Here is a 14,658-nt window from a genome sequence, read left to right on the forward strand (position 1 = left end):
GCGCGGGACGGGGACGGGGCGGGCGGCGGGGCCGGCAGGGCGAGGACGGGAGCCGGGGCTTCCTCCATCTCGACCGGTGCGGCGGCTTCGGGGACGGCCGGCGCTTCCGCCACCTGAGGCTCGGGCTCCGGAGCCGGGGCGGCGGCCTTAGGGTTGCGCAGCAGGACCGGGCGCGGCGGCAGCGGCGTGAAGACCGGAGCGGCCCTGGCAGGGGAGGGGGCCTGCATCGGAGTGGCTTGCGCGACGGAGGCGTCCATCACGGGAGCTTCCGCGACGGGGGGCTGCATCACGGGAGCTTGCATCACGGGAGCCTGCGCCACCGGGGCGGCGGGCATGCGGGCCGGGCGGATCGCCGCGCGGGCGGCCATGGCCGAGACGGCAACCGAACGCTGGGGGGCCGGCCCAGTCTGCTCGATGACGAGAGCCAGGGTGGCCGCCTCGGCGACTTCGGCGACGCGGTCCTCGTGGCTCGGCTCGTCCCTGACGGGCGCGGACTGGCCGTTATCCTGGCCGTTGGCGGGCAGGGGCGCGCCGCCGCGGTCGAACCGCATCAGCCGGTCGAGGACGTAGACGGGGCTGGGCGGCAGCGGGCGCAGAAGCGAGATGTCCACGGGCGGCGAGACCATGAAGGGTGAGGTCTCGTCCTCCTGCGTGCTCACCGGGGCGAGATCCGGCACCGGAGACATCTCCGGCACGGGAGAAGCCTCCAACAGGGACGGAGCCACAGCCTCGGCGGAATCGGCCTGGATTGCCGACCACGTCTCGACGGCCGTCGAATCCTCGCCGTCGAACCAGGCGCGCATGGCGGCCCAGTCCGGAACCTCGGTCCAATCGCGGTCGACGGGCAGGGGAGTCGGCGCGGCGGCGAGGATCGGCTCGCTCACCGATGCGGAGATGGGCAGCGGCTCCTCGACGATGGCGGCGAGGACGGCCTGCGGGCGGCGATCGGGCGAGCGGAAGAAGCGCACTCCGGGCGGCGGGGTATAGGGCTGGCGCCACAGGGGAGGCGGCGGCTCGGGGGGAATCGCGGCGAGAAGCGCGGCCTCGGCCGCCTCCCGGGCGGCACGCTCCGCTTCCGCGGCGGCGAAGGCGGCGCGTTCGGCGGCCTGCCGTGCCTCGTCCTCGGCCTGCCGCGCGGCGCGGACCTGCTCCTCCTGCGCCAGGCGCTCGGCATCGAGCGCCCGCTGGCGACGCTCCTGCAGCACCGGATCCGGAGTGCGGGTGTAGCGTACCGCCGGGGCATCCTGCTCGGGCGCGGAATGGGCCGGCGCGTCGTAGCCCTCCGGGGTGATGGAGGCGGGACGACGCGGCGAACGGATCAGCACGCGCGGGCTCGATGCGCCGTGGTCGATCCGGCTCTCGCCGGTCGAGTCCATGGCCGCGATGCCCGAGGAGCGGGCGAGATCGGTTGTGGCGCGGTCGTCGAAGACGTGGTCCGGCCAGGCCTGCGCCTCGGCCCATTTGCCCTGCTCCAACCAAGGCTGGGCCTGGGGAGCAGGGGCGTCGTGCACCATGTCCCGGGGGGCCGTGAGCCAGGATTGCGCCGGGCGCGGCGAGACCAGGCTCGGGCGCTGGGGCGGTCCGGCGAGGCGCCGGGTCAGGCTTGCGCGCAGGCTGATCAGCCTGTGCGCGAGGGCGCCCAAGGTCAGGCCGGGGCGGTCACCACCGCGTCCGGGCCGAGAGGGATCACGATGAGAATAGGGAGGCCGTCCCGATGCGCGCATGATGCTCTGAATTGACTCGTAGGGTACCGGTCCGCGTCCTCGACAGGAGCGGTTCTTCCCCAAGCTAGGGCCAACGTCGTTAACAGACGCTTGCCCGTATCCCGCGAAGTGTCGGATTGCCGAGGGAACGCGACGCCGCCTCCCCCTGGAGCCCCGGCGCGTAACCGGTTAGGTTAGGGAACCCAATGAAGCGCTTCGGATCACACGGGTTTCCTTCGGCGACCCTGCCGGTCCGTCCCCGCGCCATGCAGATAGTGCGTCACACTCGCTAGAGGCCCCCTGCCCCTTGGCCGAAACGACACGAAGAACCGCCTTCAAGTCCCTCTATCGTCACGGTTTCGCCCGTGTGGCGGCCTGTGCCGGGCGGAGCCATCCGGCCGACCCGGAGAGCAATGCCGATGGAATTCTGTCGCTCGCCGAGGAATGCCATCGAGCGGGAGCGGTCCTCGCCGTGTTCCCGGAACTCTGCGTCTCGGCCTATTCCATCGAGGACCTGCTGCTGCAGGCGACCCTCCTCGACGCAGTGGAGACGGCACTCATTCGCATCACCGCCGCCTCGGCCGAGCTGACCCCCATCCTCGTCGTCGGCGCGCCCCTGCGCTGGCGCCACCGGATCTACAATTGCGCGGTCGCCATCCACCGGGGCCGGGTGCTCGGCGTCGTGCCCAAGAGCTACCTGCCGAATTACCGGGAATTCTACGAGAAGCGCCATTTCGCCTCCGGCGCCGGTCTTCTCGGCGAGTCGATCACCCTCGGCAGCGGTGTCGTCCCCTTCGGTCCGGACCTGCTCTTTTCGGCCGAGGACCTGCCCGGCTTCACCCTCGGCATCGAGGTCTGCGAGGACCTCTGGGTGCCCGCCTCCCCCGGCACGGAGGCGGCCCTGGCCGGCGCCACCGTGCTCGCCAACCTGTCGGGTAGCCCGATCACCGTGGGGCGCGCGGAATCACGGGCCATGCTCACCCGGTCGGCCTCGATGCGCTGCTCCTGCGCCTATGTCTACGCGGCGGCGGGCCTCGGCGAATCCACCACCGACCTGTCCTGGGACGGCCAGACCAGCATCGACGAGGTCGGCATCCGCCTCGCCGAGGGCGAGCGCTTCGCCGCCGGTCCGGTGGCGACGCTGGCCGATATCGACCTCGATCTCCTGGCCCAGGAGCGGCTCCAGACCGGAAGCTTCGACGACAATGCGCGCGGGCGCGGGCTGTCCTACCGCACGATCCGCCTCCGGCTCGATCCGCCCTCCAGCGATCTCGGTCTGATGCGCCGGGTGGAGCGCTTCCCCTTCGTGCCGGCCGATATCGGCCGCCTCGCCCAGGATTGTTACGAGGCCTACAACATCCAGGTGGCGGGCCTCGCCCAGCGTCTCGCCGCCACCGGCACGAAGAAAGCAGTCATCGGTATTTCGGGCGGCCTCGATTCGACCCATGCCCTCATCGTCGTGGCCAAGGCCTTCGACAGGCTCGGCCTCCCACGGACGGACATCCTCGCCTACACCCTGCCGGGCTTCGCCACCTCGGACGCCACCAAGGCCAATGCCCACGCGCTGATGGCGGCCCTCGGCACCACGGCGGGGGAGATCGATATCCGGCCGGCGGCGCGGCAGATGCTCGCCGATATGGGCCACCCGTTCGGGCAGGGGGAGCCGGTCTACGACGTTACCTTCGAGAACGTGCAGGCGGGGCTGCGGACGGATTACCTGTTCCGGCTCGCAAACCAGAACGGCGGCATCGTCATCGGCACGGGCGACCTGTCGGAACTGGCGCTCGGCTGGTGCACCTACGGCGTCGGCGACCAGATGAGCCATTACGGGGTGAATTCCGGGGTGCCCAAGACGCTGATCCAGCACCTGATCCGCTGGGTCATCGCCAGCGGCCAGATCGGCGAGGGCGCCAACGTCACCCTGCAGGCGATCCTCGCCACCGAGATCTCGCCCGAACTCGTACCCACGGAGGAGGGCGGCTCGCCCCAGAGCACGGAGGCCAAGATCGGCCCCTACGCGCTGCAGGATTTCAACCTGTTCTACACCCTGCGCTACGGCTTCAAACCGTCGAAGATCGCCTTCCTCTCCCTCCATGCCTGGGGGGATGCGGAGCGTGGCGCATGGCCACCGGACTTTCCCGAGGGCAAGCGTCAGGCCTATGCGCTGCCGGAGATCCGCGCCTGGCTCGGCGTGTTCTTGCAGCGCTTCTTCGGCTTCAGCCAGTTCAAGCGCTCGGCCATGCCCAACGGCCCGAAAGTGGCGGCCGGGGGCTCGCTCTCTCCGCGCGGCGACTGGCGCGCACCCTCCGACGGCAATGCCCGGATCTGGCTCGACGAGCTCGCCCGCAACGTCCCCGAAAACTGATCGACATAGTCCGGTCCGATTATGGCACTATCGGCTGAGTCGGGGTGGCCAGTCGGAGACCGACCGATGCAAAGCTACAACGTGTTCTGCCTGAAGTCCGTCAGCGGCCTGTGCTGCGCGGTACCGGAGTGCCGTGCCGTTCCGAGCTTTCTGAGCGCACGGAACTGGGCGTTCAGCGGACGGCTGAGCGACGAAGCCGAGGCACCGGCCGATTTCGATGAACGGGCCGCGACCACGGCGGTGCGCTTCAACGGCTTCTACCTGTTCGAGACCATGGACCGGCGCTTCAACTGAACGGGTGCGCCCTCGCCGCGGCGATCATTCCTTAAGGGGCCCCATGCGAGTGTCCCGCCGGTCGCACCAAGCGGAGCCGGAGACCGGCCGTCATGTCGGACAATCGAAAGGAAGCGCGGCAGAGGACGTTCCTCAAGGGCCGCATCATCTTCAACAACGGCGCGTCGAGCATGGATTGCCTCGTCCGCGACATGTCCGCGACCGGTGCGCGCCTCGCGCTGACGGAGACCGCGACCCTTCCGGAGATGTTCGACCTCTTCATCCCCCAGAAAGAGCGGACCTATAAGGCGAATCTGCGCTGGCGCCGCGCCGACGGCATCGGCGTCGCCTTCGCGGACGAGACCACAGCCGCCGCTCCGGTTCCGCCGTCCCAGGCCGATCCGGCCGCGATGCTGGCCCTGATCCGTCGCATCGCCGAACTCGAAGCCGAGAACGCCGCCCTGCGCCGGCTGATCGCCGCGACGCCGGCGACTGCCAGCGTCGCCTGATCGTTCACGCCGCGTCGAGGGCCGCCCGGATCTGCGCCGCGTGGATGCCGAGGAGATCGCTGTCGGCCATCCCCCCCGTATGCCGGCCCAGCGCCACGCCGTCGAAGCGCGGCACGATGTGGATGTGGAGGTGGAACACCGTCTGTCCGCCGGCGGGCTCGTTGTACTGGAAGACCGTCAGGCCGTCGGCCGCGAAGGCCGTCTTCACCGCGCGGGCGACGCGCTGCACAGTTCTGACGGTGGCGGCAAGGGAATCCGGGTCGGCATCGAGCAGTCCGCGCGCCGGGGCCTTGGGGATGACCAGGGTATGGCCCGGCCCCTGGGGCATCACATCCATGAAGGCGAGGGTGTGCTCGTCCTCGTAGACCTTGTGGGCGGGAATCTTGCCCCGCAGGATCTTCGCGAAGACGTTGTCGGGATCATACTGCGCAGCTTCGACGTTTGAGGGCATGGGCCGGTCTCCATCGCGGATGTGCGTCTGCGGTTTTCCGGCCGGACCTTGCACAGACTGGCCCCCGGCGTCCACGGCGAGGGGATCGTCCCTTCGATGAGAGTTTCGCCGGCATGGCGCATGAGAGCAACGGCGCGATCTACACCGCCGCAGGGGCCAACCTCGCCATCGCGGCGGCGAAGTTCATGGGCGCCTTCTTCACCGGTTCCTCGGCCATGCTGGCGGAGGGCGTGCATTCGCTGGTGGACACCGCCAACCAGATCCTCCTCCTCGTCGGCCTGTCACGGGCCAAGAAACCGGCCGATGCGCGCTTTCCTTTCGGCTATGGGCGGGAGGTCTATTTCTACGCCTTCATCGTCGCGCTGTTCATCTTCCTCGGCGGCGGCGCCTTCGCGGTCTACGAGGGCATCCACAAGATCCATTACCCGGAGGCCTCCGCCGACGCGGTGATCTTCGGCCGCACCATTCCGGGCTTCTGGGTCAACCTCTCGATCCTCGGCTTCGCGGTGCTGGCGGAGGGCTATTCCTGCGCCGTCGCCCTCAAGGCGTTCTGGGCCGAGAAGGGCGACCGCGAGGCGATCACCGCGATCCGCCGGAGCAAGGACCCCGCCCTGTTCACCGTGCTGATCGAAGATGTCGCCGCTCTTCTCGGTCTGACGGTCGCGCTGGCAGGCGTGATCCTCGCCGAATGGCTGCAGATGCCCGCCCTCGACGGCTGGTCGTCCATCGGCATCGGCGCGATCCTGATCGGGATGGCGCTGTTCCTGATGATCGAGACGCACGGCCTCCTCGTCGGCGAGGCGGCCGCCCCCGAGACCGTGGCGGCGATCGAGGAAACGGTGTGGACGGAGCCGGGCGTCCGCCACGTCAACGCGGTGCTGACCCAGCATCTCGGCCCCTCCGACATCCTGGTGAATGTCAGCCTCGACATGGAGGACGACCTCAAGGCCGGCGAGGTCGAGGCGATGGTCGGCCGCCTCGATGCCCGGCTGAAGGCACGCAACCCGGCGGTGAAACGGGTCTTCATCGAGATCCAGGCGAAGGACTCCGCCGCCTAAGGCTCAGTGCCCGGCCAGGGCCTTCGCGATGTCGCCTTCGAGATCCGCGGGCTTGGCGGTGGGCGGGTAGCGGCCGATGACCTTGCCGTCGCGGCCGACGAGGAACTTGGTGAAGTTCCATTTGATGCCCTTGGTGCCGAGAAGGCCGGGCTTCTCCTGCTTCAGATGGGCGAAGACCGGGTCGGTGCCGGAGCCGTTCACCTCCACCTTGGCCAGGACGGGGAAACTGACATCATAGGTCAGGCTGCAGAACTGCGCGATCTCCCCGGCATCGCCCGGCTCCTGGGCGCCGAACTGGTTGCAGGGGAAACCGAGCACCACGAGCCCTTCCTCGCGGTGCTTACGCCAGAGCGCTTCCAGCCCCTCGTATTGCGGGGTGAAGCCGCATTTCGAGGCGGTGTTGACCACGAGCACGACCTGCCCCCGATGCTGGTCGAGGGGATAGGGCGTGCCGTCGGCGGCCTTGGGGGCGAAATCGAACAGGCTGGTCATGCGGCGGTGCGCTTCTCGACGAGGCGGGCGAGGTAGGAGCTGCCCAGGGGGATGATGCTGTCGTCGAAATCGAAGGCCGCGTTATGCAGGCCCGGCCCCGGCGTCCCGCCGATCCAGGCATAGGCCCCCGGCACCACCATCAGCATGTCGGCGAAATCCTCGCTGCCCATGCGCGGCACCGCGTCGTCGTCGACGCTCGCGGCCCCGAAGATCTCGCGGGCGATCTCGGCCGCCGCAGCGGCATGGGCGGCGCTGTTCTCCAGCACCGAGAACGTGTCGCGGATCTCCACCCCGATCTCGACTCCGTGGGCCAGGGCGATGCCCTGCGCGACCTCGCGGATGCGGCGCGAGACGAGCGCGCGCACGCCCGCATCGAAGGTCCGCACCGTGCCGGCGAGATGGGCACCCTCAGGAATGACGTTATAGGCCGCCCCCGCATGGATCTGGGTCACGGAAAGCACGGCGCTCTTCAGAGGGTCGGCATTGCGCGAGACGATGGATTGCAGCGCCTGGACCAGGGCAGAGGCCGCCACGATGGAATCGAGACCGCGATGCGGTTCCGCCGCGTGGGCGCCGCGCCCGGTGATGCGGATATCGAAGAAGTCCGCCGCCGCCATCATCGGGCCGGGCCTGATCTTGAGCTTGCCGTGCGGGCCGCTGGGGGTGTTGTGGAGCCCGTAGATCTCGTCGCAGGGGAAGCGCTCGAACAACCCGTCGGCCAGCATGGCGCGGGCGCCGCCGAGCCCTTCCTCCGCCGGCTGGAACACGAACAGGGCGGTGCCGTCGAAATCCCGCGTCTCGGCGAGGTAGCGAGCCGCGCCGAGCAGCATGGTGGTGTGGCCGTCATGACCGCAGGCGTGCATCTTACCCGGAATGGTCGAGCGGTGAGGGAGGTTGGTCTCCTCCTCGATCGGCAGCGCATCCATCTCCGCCCGCAACCCGATACGGCGCCCCTTGGCCGAGCGCCCCTGCAGCACGCCGACCACGCCGGTACCGCCGAGCCCGCGATGGACCTCGATGCCGTAGCTCTGCAGCTGCTCGGCCACGAGGTTCGAGGTGCGCACCTCCTCGAAGCCGATCTCGGGATGGGCGTGGATGTCCCGGCGGATCGCCGTGAGGTCGTCGGCGAAGGATCGGATACGGTCGATCGGGCTCATCGGGTCTCCTCGTGATCGGACGGCTCGGGAGCGGGATTCGTGCCGTCCCGGCGGAAGGGCGTCATCTCGCCGAGCACCGAGGCCGCCTCGACGACATGCTCGCGCTCGCGGCGGAGATAGTCGGCGATGGCCCGGCGCAGGGCGGGATCGGCGATGTCGTGCGCCGAATGCATCAGCACCGGGGCGTAGCCACGGGCAAGCTTGTGCTCTCCCTGCGCACCGGCCTCGACGCGCTTGAGGCCGCGCCGGATCGCGAAATCGATGGCCTGATAGTAGCAGACCTCGAAATGCAGGAACGGGTGGTCCTCGTTGCAGCCCCAGTTCCGGCCATAGAGCGCGACGTCGCCGATGAGGTTGATCGCACCGGCGATGTAGCGTCCCTCGCGCTTGGCCATCACCAGCAGGACGCGCTCCGGCATGCGCTCGCCGAGCAGGCCGAAGAACGTGCGGTTGAGATAGGGCCGGCCCCATTTGCGCGCGCCGGTATCCGAGTAGAACTCGTAGAACGCTTCCCAATGCGCCGGGGTCAGGTCGGCCCCGGTGACGTGCTCGATGGTGATGCCCTGGCTCAGGGCGTCGCGGCGCTCGCGCCGGATCGCCTTGCGCTTGCGCGAGGCCAGGGCACCGAGGAAATCCTCGAACCCGGCATAGCCCTCGTTGGACCAGTGAAACTGCTGGTCGACCCGCTGGAGCATCCCGACCTCCCCGGCCTGCTCCCACTCGCGCTCGCGCATGAAGGTGACATGGATCGAGGAGGCCTTGGTCTCCGCCCGGAGGGCACGCAATCCGGCGATGAGGGCGGAGGCGGCCTCGTCCACATCCTGCCCCGGGGCGATCAGGAAGCGCGGGCCGGTGACGGGCGTGAACGGTACGCTGACCTGGAGCTTGGGATAATAGGCGCCGCCGGCCCGCTCATAGGCGTCGGCCCAGCCATGGTCGAACACGTACTCGCCCTGGCTGTGGGATTTCAGATAGCACGGTGCGACCCCGACGAGTTCCCCCTCACGCTCCACCGCCACATGGAGCGGCAGCCAGCCGGTCTTGCGCGAGACGCAGCCGGAATCTTCCAGTGCCGACAGGAAGGCATGGGAGACGAACGGATTGTGGGTCTCGTCGCCCGCCGACAGGGTCTCGGGCGACGTGGCGCAGGCATCCCATTGCGCAGCGGGGATCTGGGCGAGGCCCGTGATGGCGCGGACCTGCAGCATCGGCGCAGGGTCCAGCGCATCCTCTGATGCCGGTCCGGTCTTTTCCATCACCGCAATCTAACCCTGCCGGGCGAGGGGACAAGCGCGAGTGACGAGCACGGCCGTCGCAGGCCCGCGGTTTCAGCGGGCCGACGACGATCCGTCGCCGTCCCGGACGATTACGGCCTGAACCCCTCGAACACCATCTGGTCGGCATGCTCGTGCGCACGCTGGCGCTGGTCGGGGTTGCGCACCGTCCAGGTCATCACCGGCATCCGGCCGAGATGGCGACTGAGGAAGGTGGCGGCGCAGGGCAGGTCATCCACCCGCCAGGACAGGAAGTCGGGGCGGCTCGCCTCCAGATGAAGCAGGTTGGCGAGCGAATGCCGCAGGCTCTCCGTCATCAGCGCATAGGCCGGATCGTCCTGGCTGGTCTCGCCCACGATCCCGCGCGGGATCCGAGGCGCGAGGCCGGCGAAGGCCTCGATCAGGGCCGGGTCGAAGGACTTCACCGCCACCGGCCCGTCATACTCCGCGACGATGGCGGCCACGCGCTCGACCAGGCGAAGGTCGCCGGTAAAGCGCGACTTGACCTCGACCACGAGGGGCACCCGGCCGGCGATGGCCGCGAGGGTGTCGGGCAGGGTGGGGATCGTCTCGGAGGAGCCGGCAAACGCCAGGGACTGGAGGGCGTCCGTCCGTGTCTCGGACACGAGGGCGACGGCGCCGGTGAGGCGCCCCAACGCCTCGTCGTGGAACACCATGGCCTCGCCATCGGCGCTGATCTGCACGTCGCACTCGATCGCGTAGCCTCCGGCGATGGCGGCCCGCGCCGCCGCCAGGGTGTTCTCGGGGATGCCCGCCGCGCGGTCGTGCAAACCCCGATGGGCGATCGGCCTGGCCGTCAGCCAGGCAGGGGCGTTCGACCCCACCGTCATTTCACCTCGAACATCGCCTCGACCTCGACGGCGGCGTCGAGGGGGAGTTCGGCGACGCCCACTGTCGCGCGGGTGTGCCGGCCACGATCACCGAGGATCTCCACCATCAGGTCGGAGGCTCCGTTCATGATCCCGGCAAGGCCCGCGAAGGTCGGAACGGCGTTGATGAAGCCGCCGAGCCTGAGGCACTGAACGACGCCGTGGTCGAGATCGCCGATGGCGGCTTGCAGCTGCGCCAGCACGTTCAGCCCACAAAGCCGTGCCGCTGCGATGCCCTGTTCGGGCGAGACCTCGCCGCCGAGCTTGCCCTTGTGGGCATCGGCGAGCTTTCCGTCCGCGCCGAAGCAGATCTGGCCGGAAATGATGACGAGGTTGCCGGTGCGGATGAACGGCACGTAATTCGCAACGGGGGAGGCCGCCTTGGGCAGGACCAGACCGAGGGTTTCCAGGCGTTCCTTGACCGTGCTCATCCGTCGTCTTTCCTCAAAGCTGGCCGGGATATCGCCGTGAAGGCGACGGGCGTTCCCGAATGCATGCGGCGGGACTGAGCATGATCGCGCCATCTCGCGCAACCCGCTGGCGTCCGGCCGAGTGGTCGACCAAAGGGGCAGCCAAGTGCCAAGCTCGCAAGTGCCAAGCTCGAGCACCGGGCCAAGCGCCCCGGACATGGACCGGACCCGATCGCACGCGCCGTTACCGGCGCCCGTCGCTACAGCCTAACCACAAGGCGTGTCGGTCCTGTGAACACCCCACATCATTGACATAACGGGGCAATTCTCTAGTAATCGCAGCCGTGCCGCCCGGATTCGAGGCGGCACTTTCATTTGGTGCGGTGGCGCTCCTCGCGTGCCCGCTTTGACGAACGGGAAGTCGGGATCGTGACATCCGCTCTTCTGCCGACCTATGCCCGGGCTCCGATCGCTTTCGAGCGTGGAGAGGGTGCTTGGCTCGTAGCGCATGACGGCAAGCGATATCTCGATTTCGGTGCCGGCATCGCGGTCAACGCCCTCGGCCATGCGCATCCGCATCTCGTGGAGGCCCTGACCACCCAGGCGCAGAAGCTGTGGCACACCTCGAACCTGTTCGAGATTCCCGGGGGCGAACGCCTCGGCCGGCGGCTGGTGGACGCGACCTTCGCCGACGTGGCCTTCTTCGCCAATTCCGGTGCCGAGGCCAACGAAGCCGCCATCAAGATGGCGCGCAAGTACCATGCGGCCGGCGGCCAACCCGAGCGGTTCCGCATCGTCACCTTCGAGGGCGCGTTCCACGGACGGACGCTGGCGACCATCGCGGCCGGCGGCCAGCAGAAATACATCGACGGGTTCGGCCCGAAGGTGGACGGGTTCGACCAGGTGCCCTTCGGCGACCGTGAGGCCCTGCTCGCCGCCATCGGCCCCGAGACCGCCGCCCTGATGATCGAGCCGATCCAGGGGGAGGGCGGCATCCGCACGGTGCCGCCGGAGATGCTGCGCGACCTTCGGGCGCTCTGCGACGAGCACGGCCTGCTCCTGATCATGGACGAGGTTCAGACCGGCGTCGGCCGCACCGGCCGGCTGTTCGCCCATGAATGGTCGGGGGTGACCCCCGACATCATGAGCGCGGCCAAGGGCATCGGCGGCGGCTTCCCGCTCGGCGTCTGCCTCGCCACGTCGGAGGCCGCGCGCGGCATGACGGCGGGCAGCCACGGCACCACCTTCGGCGGCAACCCCCTCGCCATGGCCGTGGGCAACGCCGTGCTCGACGTGGTCCTGGCGGAGGGCTTCCTAGACCATGTCCAGCGCATGGGCCTGCTGCTGAAGCAGCAGCTCGCCTCGGTCATGGACCGCCATCCCGGGGTTATCACCGAGATTCGCGGAACCGCGCTGATCCTCGGCCTCAAGCTCGACGTGCCCAACACCGCCTTCACGGCGGCCGCGCGCGACGAACACCTGCTGGTGATCCCCGCCGGCGACAATGTGGTCCGGCTCTTGCCGCCGCTCATCATCTCCGAGGCGGATGTGGCCGAGGCGGTGAAGCGAATCGACGCCACGGCGGGTCGTCTCCAAGTCCAGATGCGCGGCGCCGCCGAGTAACCGACAGGCCGTCCATCCCGCACGAGATGTCCCGACGCACGATACGAAGAACGGACCTATGAATTCCCACACCAACGGGGCCGCAACCGGGCCCCGCCACTTCCTCGACCTCAAGGATTTCTCCGGCGAGGCCCTGCGCTCCGTGCTGGATTCCGCCGCTGCGATGAAGGCACGCCGCCGCAAGGGAGAGGTCGCGGCCGATCGTCCGCTGACGGGCAAGATGCTGGCGATGGTGTTCGACCGGCCCTCGACCCGCACCCGGGTCTCGTTCGACGTCGCCATGCGTGAACTCGGCGGCGAGACGCTGATGCTGACGGGCAGCGAGATGCAGCTCGGCCGGGGCGAGACCGTGGGCGATACCGCCCGTGTGCTGTCGCGCTACATCGACGCGATCATGATCCGCATCCTCGACCACGACCTGATGCTGGAACTGGCCGAATATGCCGAGGTCCCGGTGATCAACGCCCTCACCAAGGTCTCGCATCCCTGCCAGATCATGGCGGACGTGCTGACCTTTGAGGAGCATCGCGGGCCGATCCAGGGGCGCACCATCGCCTGGTCGGGCGACGCCAACAACGTGCTGGCCTCCTGGGTCCACGCGGCGGCGCGGTTCGACTTCACCCTCAACATCGCCGCCCCCCTCGAACTCTCGACGCCTCCCGCCCTGCTCGCCTGGGCGAAGCAGGAGGGCGCGCGCATCAACGTCACTACCGACGCCTTCGAGGCGGTGGACGGCGCCGATGCCGTCGTCACCGATTGCTGGGTCTCGATGGGCGACGACGACGAGCATTACCGCCACAACCTGCTCTCGCCCTATCAGGTGAATGCCAAGCTGATGGCGGCAGCCAAGGACGACGCGATCTTCATGCATTGCCTCCCCGCCCATCGCGGCGAGGAAGTGACGGCCGAGATCATGGACGGTCCCCGCTCGGTGGTGTTCGACGAAGCCGAGAACCGCCTGCATGCGCAGAAGGGCATCCTGGCGTGGTGCCTGGGGGCGTGAGGCACTGAGCGGGCGGCTTGCCCATATCGGCTGACGACGGTCCCGGTCGAGAATTCCCGATCGCGCCGGTGACGGATGTGGTGTTCGCGCGGGGCTGAAGGCCGTGTGAAACGGCGGGCTCATCCCTATATTCGGTCTTGGACGCACGGTCGGCGGTTGCGTGCCATACTCCACGATGCAGACAGTCGCGATCCGCACAGCGTTGCTCATCCCCAGCGCGACCTCATCCTGAGGTGCCGCGAAGCGGCCTCGAAGGAGGTTTCCAGTGTTCGTCGCCCGAACTGGAGGCCTCCTTCGAGGCCTTCGCTTTGCTACGGCGCCTCAGGATGAGATCGAGAATCGAGCCATTCCGTTCGGTCCGCGAACCGGATGGACAAAAGACATGGAGAGGCCATGACCTCCGGACACGAGATTTCCCCGACCGTCATCGAGGGCGCGGACGACGTCGCCCTGCCGTTCTCGGTGGAGGCACTCGACGTGCGCGGCCGCGTCGTGCGGCTCGGGCCCAGCGTCGACACCATCCTGCGCCGCCATGGCTATCCCGACCCGGTGGCGCGGCTGCTGGGTGAGGCAGCGGCGCTCACCGTGCTTCTGGGCTCGTCCCTGAAATTCGAGGGCCGTTTCCAGTTCCAGACCAAGAGCGACGGCCCGGTCGAAATGATCGTGGTCGATTTCGAGGCGCCCGACCGTCTGCGCGCGACGGCGCGGTTCGACGCGGAGCGGGTGAAGGCGCTGGGGACCACCCCGCTCAAGAGCGCGGACCTGATCGGGCAGGGGCATCTCGCGATGACCATCGACCAGGGCAACGATTTTAGCCGTTACCAGGGCGTCGTCGCGCTCGAAGGGCAGAGTCTCGAAGAGGCGGCGCACCAGTATTTCCGGCAATCCGAGCAGATTCCGACCCAGGTTCGCCTCGCCGTGGCCGAGCAATTCGCCAACGGCACCAACAGCTACCGCGCCGGCGGACTGCTGGTTCAGTTCCTGCCCCAATCCATCGACCGCGCGCGGTTGGCCGACCTCCCCCCGGGCGACATACCCGAGGGCCATGCCCATCTCGGCGAGGGCGAGGTCCGGGAGGACGATGCCTGGGTGGAGGCGCGCAGCCTCGTCAACACGGTGGAGGACCACGAGCTGGTCGATCCGGAGGTCTCCTCCGAACGGTTGCTTTACCGGCTCTTCCACGAGCGCGGCGTGCGGGTGTTCGAAGCGCAGGGCATCCACGAGCGCTGCCGGTGCTCACCGGAGCGCGTCCTCGGCATGATCCGCTCCTTCGCCCCGCAGGAACGCCGCGACATGGTCGCGGAAGATGGCCGCATCGGCATCACCTGCGAGTTCTGCTCGCGGCGCTACGACATCGACCCGGCCGAGGTCGAGGCCGGGATCGACGATCCCGCCTGAGGCACCCGCCGACGGGGGTGGCTCCTCGGCTCATCCATGGACGGCAAGCCGG

13 protein-coding genes and 1 pseudogene are annotated in these 14,658 nt (G+C 68.8%); 7 read left to right on the plus strand and 7 right to left on the minus strand.

Annotation, left to right across the window (positions count from 1 at the left end; all coding sequences use genetic code 11):
• Window positions 1-1,724, minus strand: a pseudogene (locus AC0IXR_RS11540) (DNA translocase FtsK); the annotation flags it as partial.
• A gap of 286 nt (window positions 1,725-2,010) precedes the next feature.
• Between AC0IXR_RS11540 and AC0IXR_RS11545 the strand changes: the two are divergent.
• From AC0IXR_RS11545 to AC0IXR_RS11555, 3 genes are all read left to right on the plus strand, one after another.
• Complete coding sequence (locus tag AC0IXR_RS11545; protein WP_471760805.1) at window positions 2,011-4,068, plus strand: NAD(+) synthase; 2,058 nt, start codon at window positions 2,011-2,013, stop codon at window positions 4,066-4,068.
• A gap of 66 nt (window positions 4,069-4,134) precedes the next feature.
• Window positions 4,135-4,362 carry a hypothetical protein gene (locus tag AC0IXR_RS11550; RefSeq protein ID WP_207413444.1) on the plus strand — a complete coding sequence of 76 codons (228 nt, stop codon included), beginning with the start codon at window positions 4,135-4,137 and terminating at the stop codon, window positions 4,360-4,362.
• Between the two features lie 92 nt (window positions 4,363-4,454).
• Window positions 4,455-4,850, plus strand: a complete 396-nt coding sequence (locus AC0IXR_RS11555) for a PilZ domain-containing protein (RefSeq protein WP_471760806.1) — start codon at window positions 4,455-4,457, stop codon at window positions 4,848-4,850.
• A 4-nt stretch (window positions 4,851-4,854) separates the two neighbouring features.
• On the opposite strand, the gene AC0IXR_RS11560 is transcribed toward AC0IXR_RS11555, so the two are convergent.
• Window positions 4,855-5,301, minus strand: a complete 447-nt coding sequence (locus tag AC0IXR_RS11560) for an HIT family protein (RefSeq protein ID WP_471760807.1) — start codon at window positions 5,299-5,301, stop codon at window positions 4,855-4,857.
• 113 nt (window positions 5,302-5,414) lie between these two features.
• Between AC0IXR_RS11560 and AC0IXR_RS11565 the strand changes: the two genes are divergently transcribed.
• The gene (locus AC0IXR_RS11565) at window positions 5,415-6,359 is read left to right on the plus strand and encodes a cation diffusion facilitator family transporter (RefSeq protein ID WP_471760808.1); all 945 of its coding nucleotides are present in this window, start codon (window positions 5,415-5,417) and stop codon (window positions 6,357-6,359) included.
• A 3-nt stretch (window positions 6,360-6,362) separates the two neighbouring features.
• Here AC0IXR_RS11565 and AC0IXR_RS11570 read toward each other — a convergent pair whose 3' ends face one another.
• From AC0IXR_RS11570 to AC0IXR_RS11590, 5 genes are all read right to left on the minus strand, one after another.
• Entirely contained in the window at window positions 6,363-6,851 is a 489-nt protein-coding gene (locus tag AC0IXR_RS11570; protein ID WP_471760809.1) for a glutathione peroxidase, read from the minus strand.
• Window positions 6,848-8,008 carry a M20 aminoacylase family protein gene (locus tag AC0IXR_RS11575; protein WP_056427595.1) on the minus strand — a complete coding sequence of 387 codons (1,161 nt, stop codon included), beginning with the start codon at window positions 8,006-8,008 and terminating at the stop codon, window positions 6,848-6,850. The genes AC0IXR_RS11570 and AC0IXR_RS11575 overlap by 4 nt, the downstream gene beginning before the upstream one ends.
• A complete protein-coding gene (locus tag AC0IXR_RS11580; protein WP_471760810.1) occupies window positions 8,005-9,264 on the minus strand; it encodes a GNAT family N-acetyltransferase in 1,260 nt (419 codons plus the stop codon). The genes AC0IXR_RS11575 and AC0IXR_RS11580 overlap by 4 nt, the downstream gene beginning before the upstream one ends.
• 110 nt (window positions 9,265-9,374) lie before the next feature.
• Window positions 9,375-10,133, minus strand: coding sequence for a glycerophosphodiester phosphodiesterase family protein (locus AC0IXR_RS11585; RefSeq protein ID WP_471760811.1), 759 nt, complete (start codon window positions 10,131-10,133; stop codon window positions 9,375-9,377).
• On the minus strand, window positions 10,130-10,603 hold the full coding sequence (locus tag AC0IXR_RS11590) for a RidA family protein (RefSeq protein WP_056427607.1): 474 nt from the start codon (window positions 10,601-10,603) through the stop codon (window positions 10,130-10,132). The genes AC0IXR_RS11585 and AC0IXR_RS11590 overlap by 4 nt, the downstream gene beginning before the upstream one ends.
• Before the next feature lie 408 nt (window positions 10,604-11,011).
• Here AC0IXR_RS11590 and AC0IXR_RS11595 point away from each other — a divergent pair, with 408 nt between their 5' ends.
• The 3 genes from AC0IXR_RS11595 (at window position 11,012) to AC0IXR_RS11605 (ending at window position 14,606) form a co-directional block, all read left to right on the plus strand.
• Window positions 11,012-12,205 (plus strand): acetylornithine transaminase, encoded by a 1,194-nt coding sequence (locus tag AC0IXR_RS11595; RefSeq protein ID WP_471760812.1) that lies wholly within the window; start codon window positions 11,012-11,014, stop codon window positions 12,203-12,205.
• A gap of 58 nt (window positions 12,206-12,263) precedes the next feature.
• Complete coding sequence (argF, locus tag AC0IXR_RS11600; RefSeq protein ID WP_056427610.1) at window positions 12,264-13,208, plus strand: ornithine carbamoyltransferase; 945 nt, start codon at window positions 12,264-12,266, stop codon at window positions 13,206-13,208.
• A 393-nt stretch (window positions 13,209-13,601) separates the two neighbouring features.
• A complete protein-coding gene (locus tag AC0IXR_RS11605; protein WP_207413463.1) occupies window positions 13,602-14,606 on the plus strand; it encodes an Hsp33 family molecular chaperone in 1,005 nt (334 codons plus the stop codon).
• Window positions 14,607-14,658 lie beyond the last annotated feature (52 nt).

The organism is Methylobacterium sp. AC832 (assembly GCF_979256025.1).

What these genes read in the sequence shown, in the direction of transcription:
- AC0IXR_RS11585 (WP_471760811.1), bottom strand. Translation starts at nt 10,133, where the DNA reads ATGACGGTGGGGTCGAACGCCCCTGCCTGGCTGACGGCCAGGCCGATC.
- AC0IXR_RS11570 (WP_471760809.1), bottom strand. Translation starts at nt 6,851, where the DNA reads ATGACCAGCCTGTTCGATTTCGCCCCCAAGGCCGCCGACGGCACGCCC.
- AC0IXR_RS11580 (WP_471760810.1), bottom strand. Translation starts at nt 9,264, where the DNA reads ATGGAAAAGACCGGACCGGCATCAGAGGATGCGCTGGACCCTGCGCCG.
- AC0IXR_RS11560 (WP_471760807.1), bottom strand. Translation starts at nt 5,301, where the DNA reads ATGCCCTCAAACGTCGAAGCTGCGCAGTATGATCCCGACAACGTCTTC.
- AC0IXR_RS11575 (WP_056427595.1), bottom strand. Translation starts at nt 8,008, where the DNA reads ATGAGCCCGATCGACCGTATCCGATCCTTCGCCGACGACCTCACGGCG.
- AC0IXR_RS11565 (WP_471760808.1), top strand. Translation starts at nt 5,415, where the DNA reads ATGGCGCATGAGAGCAACGGCGCGATCTACACCGCCGCAGGGGCCAAC.
- argF (WP_056427610.1), top strand. Translation starts at nt 12,264, where the DNA reads ATGAATTCCCACACCAACGGGGCCGCAACCGGGCCCCGCCACTTCCTC.
- AC0IXR_RS11555 (WP_471760806.1), top strand. Translation starts at nt 4,455, where the DNA reads ATGTCGGACAATCGAAAGGAAGCGCGGCAGAGGACGTTCCTCAAGGGC.
- AC0IXR_RS11590 (WP_056427607.1), bottom strand. Translation starts at nt 10,603, where the DNA reads ATGAGCACGGTCAAGGAACGCCTGGAAACCCTCGGTCTGGTCCTGCCC.
- AC0IXR_RS11550 (WP_207413444.1), top strand. Translation starts at nt 4,135, where the DNA reads ATGCAAAGCTACAACGTGTTCTGCCTGAAGTCCGTCAGCGGCCTGTGC.
- AC0IXR_RS11605 (WP_207413463.1), top strand. Translation starts at nt 13,602, where the DNA reads ATGACCTCCGGACACGAGATTTCCCCGACCGTCATCGAGGGCGCGGAC.